This window comes from Cryomorphaceae bacterium, from assembly GCA_007695365.1.
Classification (GTDB): domain Bacteria; phylum Bacteroidota; class Bacteroidia; order Flavobacteriales_D; family SKUL01; genus SKUL01.
On record REDV01000118.1, the window covers coordinates 1 to 9,892 of the forward strand.

11 protein-coding genes are annotated in these 9,892 nt (G+C 46.1%); 6 read left to right on the forward strand and 5 right to left on the reverse strand.

The features are described 5' to 3' along the window. Positions 1-212, reverse strand: a 212-nt coding sequence (locus EA392_12510) for a hypothetical protein (GenBank protein ID TVR37524.1), incomplete at its 3' end; no start/stop codon positions are given. 159 nt (positions 213-371) lie between these two features. Here EA392_12510 and EA392_12515 point away from each other — a divergent pair. Together EA392_12515 and EA392_12520 are read left to right on the forward strand one after the other, a co-directional pair. Then, positions 372-2,282 carry a tetratricopeptide repeat protein gene (locus tag EA392_12515; protein ID TVR37525.1) on the forward strand — a complete coding sequence of 637 codons (1,911 nt, stop codon included), beginning with the start codon at positions 372-374 and terminating at the stop codon, positions 2,280-2,282. Then, on the forward strand, positions 2,230-2,892 hold the full coding sequence (locus EA392_12520; GenBank protein ID TVR37526.1) for a DNA-binding response regulator: 663 nt from the start codon (positions 2,230-2,232) through the stop codon (positions 2,890-2,892). The genes EA392_12515 and EA392_12520 overlap by 53 nt, the downstream gene beginning before the upstream one ends. Before the next feature lies 1 nt (position 2,893). Here the strand turns inward: EA392_12520 and EA392_12525 are convergent, their stop codons facing one another. Then, a complete protein-coding gene (locus EA392_12525; protein ID TVR37527.1) occupies positions 2,894-3,616 on the reverse strand; it encodes a sulfotransferase family protein in 723 nt (240 codons plus the stop codon). Continuing rightward, positions 3,613-4,536 carry an aminotransferase class IV gene (locus tag EA392_12530; GenBank protein ID TVR37528.1) on the reverse strand — a complete coding sequence of 308 codons (924 nt, stop codon included), beginning with the start codon at positions 4,534-4,536 and terminating at the stop codon, positions 3,613-3,615. Before EA392_12530 ends, EA392_12525 begins: the two co-directional genes overlap by 4 nt. Before the next feature lie 114 nt (positions 4,537-4,650). On the opposite strand from EA392_12530, the gene EA392_12535 reads away from it, so the two are divergent. Next, positions 4,651-5,196 (forward strand): hypothetical protein, encoded by a 546-nt coding sequence (locus EA392_12535; protein ID TVR37529.1) that lies wholly within the window; start codon positions 4,651-4,653, stop codon positions 5,194-5,196. A gap of 4 nt (positions 5,197-5,200) precedes the next feature. Here EA392_12535 and EA392_12540 read toward each other — a convergent pair whose 3' ends face one another. Continuing rightward, positions 5,201-5,719 (reverse strand): hypothetical protein, encoded by a 519-nt coding sequence (locus tag EA392_12540; GenBank protein ID TVR37530.1) that lies wholly within the window; start codon positions 5,717-5,719, stop codon positions 5,201-5,203. Positions 5,720-6,116: 397 nt separating this feature from the next. Between EA392_12540 and EA392_12545 the strand changes: the two genes are divergently transcribed. Both EA392_12545 and EA392_12550 read left to right on the forward strand, forming a co-directional pair. Continuing rightward, positions 6,117-7,061, forward strand: a complete 945-nt coding sequence (locus tag EA392_12545; GenBank protein ID TVR37531.1) for a hypothetical protein — start codon at positions 6,117-6,119, stop codon at positions 7,059-7,061. A gap of 124 nt (positions 7,062-7,185) precedes the next feature. Continuing rightward, positions 7,186-7,584: a hypothetical protein gene (locus tag EA392_12550; GenBank protein TVR37532.1), complete on the forward strand. Its 399-nt coding sequence runs from the start codon at positions 7,186-7,188 to the stop codon at positions 7,582-7,584. A 198-nt stretch (positions 7,585-7,782) separates the two neighbouring features. Here the strand turns inward: EA392_12550 and EA392_12555 are convergent, their stop codons facing one another. Beyond that, positions 7,783-8,148, reverse strand: coding sequence for an XRE family transcriptional regulator (locus EA392_12555; protein ID TVR37534.1), 366 nt, complete (start codon positions 8,146-8,148; stop codon positions 7,783-7,785). Between EA392_12555 and EA392_12560 the strand changes: the two genes are divergently transcribed. Continuing rightward, a complete protein-coding gene (locus EA392_12560; GenBank protein TVR37533.1) occupies positions 7,990-9,795 on the forward strand; it encodes a hypothetical protein in 1,806 nt (601 codons plus the stop codon). The two genes, EA392_12555 and EA392_12560, sit on opposite strands and share 159 nt — an antisense overlap. The last annotated feature ends 97 nt before the right edge of the window (positions 9,796-9,892 follow it).

Below are 9,892 nucleotides of genomic sequence, written 5' to 3' on the forward strand. Positions count from 1 at the left end.
CATTGATTGCAGCCTGAACGGACGTGAATTGAGCGCCGGAGCTGCTGCTGTTGTCCACCGTCCATGTAGTTTGTGCCGAAAGTGCCGTAGCGAGGGATATGAAAAGGAGAAAGACGAGTTTTTTCATGACGTATAGGTGTTAATGAGTTTTCCTGATTGGTGATGAATACAAAATTGGGCAACACGCATTGTTTGTACTTCATGGATTCCATGTGTTTTGCTGAATCAGGGAAAACCCTGAAAACAGCGACGCAGCTCGCAACTATGTGTGAAGTTGATGTGAGGTGCTTGGTTTTTCTTAACTTTTCCCGGAATTTCAGGGACAAAACCTTGTTACGCTTACCAACCAGGAGCCAAATAGCCCATCGTCCATGCCATTTAAGCTGCTCATTACCCTGTTTCTGACTCTTTCTGTCGCACAAGTATCCGGACAAGGAAAAGCAGACAGCTTAAAAAACAGGCTGTCCGTTTCACGCAGTGATACCAACAAAGTGTGGCTGCTTCGCGATATCGCTTATTACAGTCTGTCCGAATACCCTGATTCTTCCGTGTATTTTGGAATGCGTGGAGCTACACTTGCCAGATCCCTGGGCTTTACCCGGGGTGAAATTCGCAATCTGTATCAGGTTGCATTGGGGTATGAAAGGCAGGAGCTTGCGGACAGTGCTGTGCAAATCTACAAGCGGGCCATTCACCTGGCGGAAGCAAGCCAGGACGGAAAGGCTAAAGTGGATATGTTGAGCTCTTTAGGTGTATCGTTTTACTACTCAGGTAATTTCCCGGACGCTGTACGTTATTATTCCCAGGCTTACACCGCTGCAGATTCCCTCGGGTATTTTGATCAACAGGGCTATATTCTCAACAATATGGGAGTTATTTACCGTATGCAGGGGCAGTACGAAAAAGCCCTGGAGGTATATACTAAATCACTCCGTTTGAAGGAGCAACATGGCGACCGTGGTGGTGTGGTAAACTCGTTGTACAATATAGGCTTGGCCTATTCTTTTTTAGAGCAGTTTGAGCGAAGTCTGGAGGCCTTGTTACGCGCTAGAGAAGAAGCCAAATTGCTCGAAGGCACGGAACTCGATCTCGCCAATATTGATGTAGGCATCGGAGTGGCATATTACAACCTGGGGCATTTGAAAGAAGCGCGAACATTCCTGGAATCGGGTTTGATGGATTTGGGAGAAAAAGAGTCCTACACGCGCGCCGCGGGACTGGGCTACTTGGGAGCCCTGGATGTTGAAGACGGGTTCCATCAATCGGGTTTTGCGAAGATCGATGAAGCCTATCGCTACGCCAAAAAAGCCAACCGACTGGAACTACTGTTACAGATAAGCCGTGAGCGTGCATTGGCTGCAGATAAGGCAGGTAATGAAGCCCTTGCTGCATCAAGTTGGCGGGCATACAGTTCGTTGGCTGACAGTCTGAGAAGCCGTGATTTACGTCAGTTAAGGGAAGAAATGCAGGCTCGTTTTGAGTTGAAAGACAAGGAAATGACCATTGTCGGACAACAGTGGAAAATTGAGCATGAGCTGTCGAGAAACCGCCGTATGCTTGCGGCTGCACTGGTTTTTTTGCTTTTTGCCCTGGTTTGTGGCGTGCTGGCTGTGATGCTCAGAAAGCGGGCCACCCAACTAAAATTGGCCGTGGCAGCAAAAGACAAGGCGCTTTCAGACAATGAACTGTTGATTCGCGAAATGCACCATCGAACCAAAAACAATTTGCAATTGCTACGCAGTGTCTTCAACCTCCACCGCAGGGGCACCCAAAATGAAGATGCCCGCAATGTGCTTCAATCGGGTAGCGAGAGCGTAGAGGCCATCGGGCTTCTTCACCATCATTTGTACAGGCAGGGTGATTTTCGCAAAGTGGATATTTGCGCCTATCTCGACGAATTGGTGAACTATTTTAAAAGAGCCTTTTCCCTACAAGAGCGCGGTATTGATTTTCAACTGGTTTGTCCCGAATTGAAGCTAGATATTGACGTGGCCATTCCACTTGGTATTGTCATCAACGAGTTGTCAACCAATGCGTTAAAATATGCTTTTCAGGATGATTCCAGTGGTCGCATCTTGCTCCAAATCAACCAGGAAGGAAACCATCTAAATCTTATATTGTCTGACAACGGCCGTGGCTTCGGCCATGAATCTTCTGAGAATGGTACGGGAAGCAAGCTGGTAGAGCTCTTCAGCAAGAAACTGGGAGCAAATCTCAGTAGAACATCGGATGAAAACGGTACCTTGGTCCGGCTGGAATTTGAATTGCCTCCAGATGCGTAAAATGCCCCATATACTGGTTGTGGAAGATGATCCTGTGGTTGCAGATGACATCTGTGCCTGCCTTGCAGAGTTGCGCTACCAAGTGGTAGGACCAGCTTATAGCATTGAAGCGGCTCTTGCCTTGTGTGCCGAACACGAGATTGATCTGGCTTTGCTGGATATTCACCTGCGAAAACACAGCGACGGTATAGAGCTGGCGAAAAGGATCAGGGAGCAAATGCCGGTCCCGATTATTTTCCTCACTGCATCCGGCGATAACAGAACCCTTGCGGACGCCAAAGAAATTCACCCTGAACAATACCTGCTCAAACCTTTCAATGCCGTGCAGTTGAAGGCCGCACTCGAAATTGTTTTTTTCAATCTGCACAATCCCGATTCGGATTACGATATGAAGGCCCGCATCGCAAAGTTCAACAAGGGCATTCCTGACCCCCTGAGCGATCGCGAGGTTGATGTGGTTCTTCTATTGCTTAAGGGTGCCAGCAACGCAGATATGGCCGAGCAGTTGTTTATCAGTTTGCACACTGTTAAGTCGCACATTAAGCGCATTTTTTTGAAAACGGGCGCCGAAAGCAGGACGCATCTCATCAGTCTGCTCAATCAACTTTGAGCTAAACAGACAAAGCAAGTAGTTGCTCGTAATACGGCATGCATTCTCCGAGAAGGGGTTTGAGGTGCTCCGGAAATGGCTGGTTTTTGGGTTTATACCTACCGAAACCGGTTGATTGGTGAACGTTGGCGTACCAAAAGGGTGCCCAACTGCCGTCTTCGGGACGAGCACCGGCTTCCCAGCGCAGCATCTCGTCGTAAAACGGAATTCCGGCAAAGTCGCAGAGTTTTTTGAGTTGCAGCTCGGGATTCATCAGTACCGATTTTGCATCGAGCACCACTACGGGAATCTTTTCTTTCTGTAAGAACTCCAGTAATTCCACGTGAGCCCGGTAGCCCACATCCTCAATCGTAGGGCGTTCAATCACGGCAGCGTAGGAGGGAAGCATCTCTTCCGGATGGCGGGTCAGGATGATGTTGACCAAACTTTTCAAAAAAGCCCGGTCCAATCCCTGGAGGTGGTGCACCATGTTTTTAAAAAACAGCACCGGCTTGTGGTTTCCCCCGGTCATTTCCCGAATCACCTTCTCTCCATCGCATTCCATGGTGCGCATTACTTCATCGGCACCGGGGTGGTAGGCGCGTGCTTCAAAGTTTTTCAGGAAATATCCGTAGAGGGGTTCGTCTACCACCTGCGTATCCGGCCGCTGAGCAAAGGAGTACATGAGGGCGGTAGAGATGTTCCGCGGTCCAGACCAAAGCGAAATCCGTTTTACTTCAGTCATAGCTTGCTGTTTTCAATTTCCTGAAAAAAGAGCTGCTCGTAAAGTTCGCTCAGATGCTTTGTCAGCGGATAGGATTTTCCGTCGCCCACCGATTTTCCATCCACTTTTACCACGGGGGTTAAGCCGCCAAACGTGCCGGTCACGAAGCACTCGTCGGCACCATATACGTCGAAAAGAGAGAAATTCTTTTGGCGACAAATCAGTTTGTGATCTTCGCAAAGTTCAATCACATGCTGGCGCGTGATTCCGTTCATGCAATACTGCCCGGTGGATGTCCAAACTTCGCCGTTCTTCACCATAAAAAAATTGGTGGCGTTACAGGTTGAAACAAAGCCGTGAACATCCAGCATCAGCGCCTCGTCTGCTCCGGCTTCCAGCGCCTGCATCAGGGCCTGCACCTCGTGCAGTTTACTGTGGCAATTGAGTCGAGGATCCAGGTAATCGGGAGATCCACGCCGGTAGGTGGAAGTGAAGAGGGAAATGCCTTTCTTCTTTGTTTCCTCGTCGGCGCGCTTGTGTTCGGCGATAATTACCACATTGGGCCCGGACACCGTGAGACGTGGGTCTTGCGACGGTGTTTTTTTGATTCCCCTGGTCACCATTACACGCACATGTACATGATCTTGCATGTTGTTTGCCTGCAAAGTATCACGCACCTCATCAATAAGTTGGGCTTTGGTAAAAGGCAGTTCAATACCAATTACCTTGGCAGATTGCCACAGTCTGTTCAGGTGTTTTTCTACGAAAAGCATCACACCGTGGTGAACCCTAAAAGCTTCCCATACGCCATCACCTACAAGGTACCCACTGTCAAACACCGAAATTTTAGCATCGTTTCGGTGAAACAGTTCTCCGTTGATGTTGATGAGAACGTCGGCATTTCTGGGATCGTCAATTGCGTTGTGGGTTCCGTGGGTCATGGGCGCTATTTGTGCGAAAAATAGTACAAACCTGACAACTGTGCCATCGGGTTTACTGGGTAAACATCCAATTTGTGCTGAATCCCTTACCTTCGGGCGGAAAGCTATTGAGGAATGCCCAAAAATTATTTTTCAGTGTCGGCCGGTCCCCAGTTTATGGGTGGCAAATCGGCTGCTTTTTTTCTTGTCTTCCTCACCTTTCTGATTGTGGGACTGGTGGTTTTGTTCAGTGGTAAATGGGAATGGGGGATGTTACTGTTGGCGATGGCTTTCGTTTTGGCTTATTACATGCTGGATATCAGGGGTATTCAGTTTAATCTCGATGAGTGGAAGTATCGGGCCTATGTGCTACGGCCTTGGGGTAAGGAAGGTGAGTGGAAATCCTATCAGTCTTCGCATTTTCTTGAATTGAAACACGAGTTTTACACAGTGAAAACCGTGTCTATTCAGGGGCGTTATAGTATACCTGTAGAAGAAAAACACTGGCGTTTTGCCTTGTATTTGATACGACCCGATGAAGCTGAGCCCATTATGGTTTTCGAATCGCAGGATGTACTGGAAATTGTGCCGCTTGCCAGGTCTGTTGCGGATAAAACCGGATTGACCCTGATAGACCGGCTAAAGGAAAGGTATGATGAGCTTCGGGGAAAGAGCTTTTGAGTGCCTATGGCTTTTCCATGGGAGCAAAGCACTTTACCACTTCTTTTTCCATCCATTTGCCCTCGTTGCGATGCCAGAAATAGCGTTTGCCCATACTGTCTTCAATGCTGTGAGCGGGCCATTGTGTGTCGTGGCGCGTTTCAGGAGTGTTGGTGCTGTTGAAGGTAATGGCACTTTCGTAGTGGTACATGCTTGCGCCGGGATTGGTTGAGATCTTAGCTTGTTTAACACCGCCGTTTTCGTGAAAGGACAAACTCGCAATCACCGAAAAGCTCATTCGGAATTCTTCAATGCGATAGGTTTCTGCGCCGTAAAGATCGTAGAGAATGGTTTGGCGTTTGCCCTCGGTCCACGGTGTTCTGATGACAGATACCGATCCGTTGACGAAGTAATGAAATGCGGTGTCTGCTTCAGATAATGTGGCATGTACAGGAGCAATGATCTTGCAATCTCCAGTAAACGGCAAGAGCGAAAAAAGGCAACCGCAAAAGAAGGTCAGATAAAGGGGTGTTGAGGTTTTCATGGCCGCGTTTTTCTTTCTCCAGAGCAAAGGGCAGGCCAAAGCCGGAGTGAGCCAACGGGAGTGGAGGTCGGTAACCAAAAAGTTGTTTCCGAAAAGTAATCAGTGATGAATACCCATTTGTCATTTCGACCAAAACAACGACGGCAGGAGTTGCGCCCCGAAATGCTTGGGGGAGAAATCTATTATGAGATAAAAGTGTGAACTGAATGAGATTTCTCCCCGCTCCCGCGCGAAATGAAATTCGACGAAGTCAATCCTTTCGCGTGGGCTTGACTATCAATGAAATGAACTCCACCCCGTACCCGCAAAGCTCTGCTTCGTGGGTTATTTCTCCGGCAACTTCTACTTTGCCATAGCCACCGCTCCCAATGCCAAAAAACCTTATCTTGTGTGCTGTATGTCCAACAACTTAGCTGCATATAGCCCCGGCAACGTACGCGCCACCATTACCGACCGCAAAGTAGCCTCTTTCCAACAGCCGCAAGGCGGCAACTGGAATATCACCGGCTTTACGGCCGACATCGCCTCGGCACAGGATTACTACCCCTTCGGTAGCTCCATGCCTGGCAGGTCATTCAACTCGCCCGACTATCGCCACGGCTTTAACGGACAAGAGAAAGTAGATGAAATCAAAGGTGCCGGAAATCATTATACAGCGGAATATTGGGAGTATGATCCAAGGATTGGCAGAAGATGGAATACCGATCCTGTTGTGGCCTCTTGGGAAAGTCCGTATGCTGCTTTTAGAAATAATCCTATCTTTTTAGACGATCCTTTTGGCGATTGTGCTGATTGTGAAAAAGAGGCAGAAGAAAAAAATGAAGCAACAAAGGAAGGAACTGTTCCTGATGGTGACTCGTTTTCGGATGTTAACGGTGCCAAATTTGATTTTGATAAAGACATGAATGCATGGATTCCTGCTAACCCCGGAGGAAGAGAGGGATCGACAGAAGAAAATGCATCTATTAAAACAGGTAAGAGATGGAGCTTTAACGATGATGCCTTTTGGGAAATCGAACCCACATATTCAGATGATGATAGATTGGAGGAACTACAAGCTAGAGGTTTCGATGCAGGATCAAAATTGAATTCTGTAATCAAACTTCTAAAGAAAAGATCTCTCTCTCCAGATTTTACAAGTTTAGTTGATAGGAAATTGGAGTTTGCAATTAAAGGGAGATTGAAAACGCTCGGTCCAGGAAATAGTATGGTTATTCAAATAACTCAATCGGGTACAATATCTCGTGAAGTTAAAGGGGTTAGGTATATAAAATACTTGGGTCCAGATGAATCAGGCAAGGAACAATGGATAAATCATGATATAATATGGGGGGAGGAATAAACACCAGAATCATGGTAAAGCTAAAGGAAAAAGATAGACCAATCGGGAAAGTTGAAAAGAAGAAAAAGAAAGTCAAAAAATTTTGGTTTTCCGATATTATAGATTTTATAATGCATTTATTCCCATGAAGTCAAAGGCCATAAAACTAGTACTAGTGCTTTTCGCATTCGTTTTATTTTGTTGTGATTTTATGGAAAATAGTAATCAACCGAATAAAATTGAGGTTCTGGATTCTTATCCCTCTGATATTGATTCTATAGTTCTATTTTCGCTCCAAGAAGAGTATGGCGAAGATATAGAGATAGAAACAGCTGTTTTACATCCCCTTGTAAAAAAACACCAAAATCAAGGAATGGGAGGTAATGAAGCAAAAAGAGATACATCAATGTACATCGCCAGAGTTAAAGTTTTATTAATTGATGCGAAGGAGTCTGAATCTTGGGTTTTTTCCTTTGATGAAAATATACATCTGCAGTGGGCTATTAAGGAGGATGCTTCGTCAGGAGTGGAATTGGAACAATAAGTTTTCTATTAAGTTAAGTATCTAGGAGTACTCCGCTGGTCCGCGCGTGTCGCGCGGATCCCTTCTCGCAAAGCATTAGCGCAGCGGTGCCTGTGCGCCTTTCCAAAGAACCTTCCCCTCATTTTTTAAAAGCCCCCCCCATCTCACGCAACCAATAGCGTAGCGGTGTGTGCTCCACCCACAATAACCGGCCACAATTCACCTTTTAAAACCCTCCACCACGGCCTTCAGCGCCTCAATCTGCTTTTCGTCCAATCCTTCAAGATCAAGGTCGGGCCGATCCTGAAGCCCGCAGAGCCTGTCCAGGGAAACATTGTAGAACCTGGCCAGTAGTGCTGCGTTGTCAATAGATGGAGCCGTTTGCCCGGCCTCCCATCGCCTAACCTGCGTGAGAGAAGTACCTATATGTTCGGCCACCTGCTGCTGAGAGAGGCCCTTTTGCACCCTGATGTCCCTGATATTGTCTCCAAAAACCCCGTACCCGCAAAGCTCTGCTTCGTGGGTTATTTCTCCGGCAACTTCTACTTTGCCATAGCCACCGCTCCCAATGCCAAAAAACCTTATCTTGTGTGCTGTATGTCCAACAACTTAGCTGCATATAGCCCCGGCAACGTACGCGCCACCATTACCGACCGCAAAGTAGCCTCTTTCCAACAGCCGCAAAGCGGCAACTGGACCATCACCGGCTTTACGGCCGATATCACCTCGGCCCAGGATTACTACCCCGGCGGGATGATGATGCCTGGGAGACAGTTTGATCCCGAAGAATACCGCCACGGCTTCCAGGGACAGGAGAAAGATGATGAGATTAAGGGCACTGGAAACAGCCTTGACTTCGGAGCGAGAATGTACGACCCGAGGATTGGAAGATGGTCTGCTTTGGATAGGTTTAGTTTGTTCTATGCAGGAGGAAGTAATTATTCTTTTGCTTTGAATAATCCGATAGCAAATATTGATTTTGAAGGTAATTTTGTGGTTAAAGGTAATGGTCCAGAGGAGGTAAAGCGACTGAATCAAATTATTGCTGCAGCTTGGAGCGCAATGCAAACAAACCCTTTTTTATTAGAAAAGCTGAAAGAGCACTCAGGCCTTACAGATGATGAATTGGAGTTTATTTTTACAGATGGTAAGGGCCCTGTTTTGGAAATGGCGACACTGAACATCACAGAGAGCCAGAAGGAATATGCTCAACTTTCTGGCGTGGAAAATCTTGGTCCGTTTTTATCGGGCAACGAGCATGTCACGAAGATACCAACTATATCAATGGACATATTATTTCTTAAAGATGAGTTTGGAAGTTCAGATGTTCATCTATGGTTTGCTACAATGGTGTTATTGCATGAACTGGTTCATGTTGGAGATCGGAAGGATGGGATTCAAGGAAATAATATTGATTATGAGTCACTACCTCATGATTTCAAGCAAAGACTCCTAGATGCACAAAGTTCTTATGATCCCCAATATTTAAGAGATTTATATCCTCCTCACGGATTTGAACCAGGGAAGGCTTTTGAAGTTGACATAGCCAATTATGGTATCGAACTTGACAATATGGTGCAGCGTATGGGGGATTTTCTCCGAAATACAAAACGTTTTCTCAAAAATCAAGGAAAGGGACAGAATGGATCCCCCTCTGGATCTCCTTCTGGATCGGACTATACTAGGGGATCAAGTTGTAATGCAAGATTTTGTTGTTTTATTGCGGGTACAAGGATTTTAATGGCAAATGGAGAGACTAAAAACATAGAAAACGTACAAGTTGGAGATTCAGTTATTACTGTGAATACAAACACACTTAGTGTAATGATTGATGCCGTCAGAGAGGTCGCCTCTCCTGATCATGATGACATTGTAGAAATAAGTTTAGCTGACAGCACTGTTCTCAAAAACACATTTGATCATTCGTATTTCGTTAAGGATAAGGGGTGGTGTTCATATAAACCTGAATTAACTAATGAGAGATATGATTTGAATGCTAATCAGTTAGAGACGGGTGATCAGGTATATCGGTATAATTCAAATGGCCAATTGGAATTAGTGAAAGTGTTATCCATTGTTGAAGATGTTGGTGAAATCAAAACTTATAACTTGTTCGTTAAGGGGGAGAACAGAAATTACTTTGCCAATGGAGTCCTTGTTCATGATGAATCACCCAAGGAGGTCAAAGTTTCGCCTCAAATGATGGAGAGAACGGAAAGTACATTCAAATGAAATTCTTAACAAAAATAGCATCTTGTTTTTGTAAGCTTCCCCAAAAACTGGACAGTTCAAAAATCAAATAACTTTGACTGTCGTATGAAAAAAAGCA

Coding starts and splice junctions, on each gene's coding strand:
- EA392_12535 (TVR37529.1), top strand. CDS start 4,651: ATGCCCAAAAATTATTTTTCAGTGTCGGCCGGTCCCCAGTTTATGGGT.
- EA392_12515 (TVR37525.1), top strand. CDS start 372: ATGCCATTTAAGCTGCTCATTACCCTGTTTCTGACTCTTTCTGTCGCA.
- EA392_12520 (TVR37526.1), top strand. CDS start 2,230: ATGAAAACGGTACCTTGGTCCGGCTGGAATTTGAATTGCCTCCAGATG.
- EA392_12560 (TVR37533.1), top strand. CDS start 7,990: ATGTTCGGCCACCTGCTGCTGAGAGAGGCCCTTTTGCACCCTGATGTC.
- EA392_12550 (TVR37532.1), top strand. CDS start 7,186: ATGAAGTCAAAGGCCATAAAACTAGTACTAGTGCTTTTCGCATTCGTT.
- EA392_12540 (TVR37530.1), bottom strand. CDS start 5,719: ATGAAAACCTCAACACCCCTTTATCTGACCTTCTTTTGCGGTTGCCTT.
- EA392_12545 (TVR37531.1), top strand. CDS start 6,117: ATGTCCAACAACTTAGCTGCATATAGCCCCGGCAACGTACGCGCCACC.
- EA392_12525 (TVR37527.1), bottom strand. CDS start 3,616: ATGACTGAAGTAAAACGGATTTCGCTTTGGTCTGGACCGCGGAACATC.
- EA392_12530 (TVR37528.1), bottom strand. CDS start 4,536: ATGACCCACGGAACCCACAACGCAATTGACGATCCCAGAAATGCCGAC.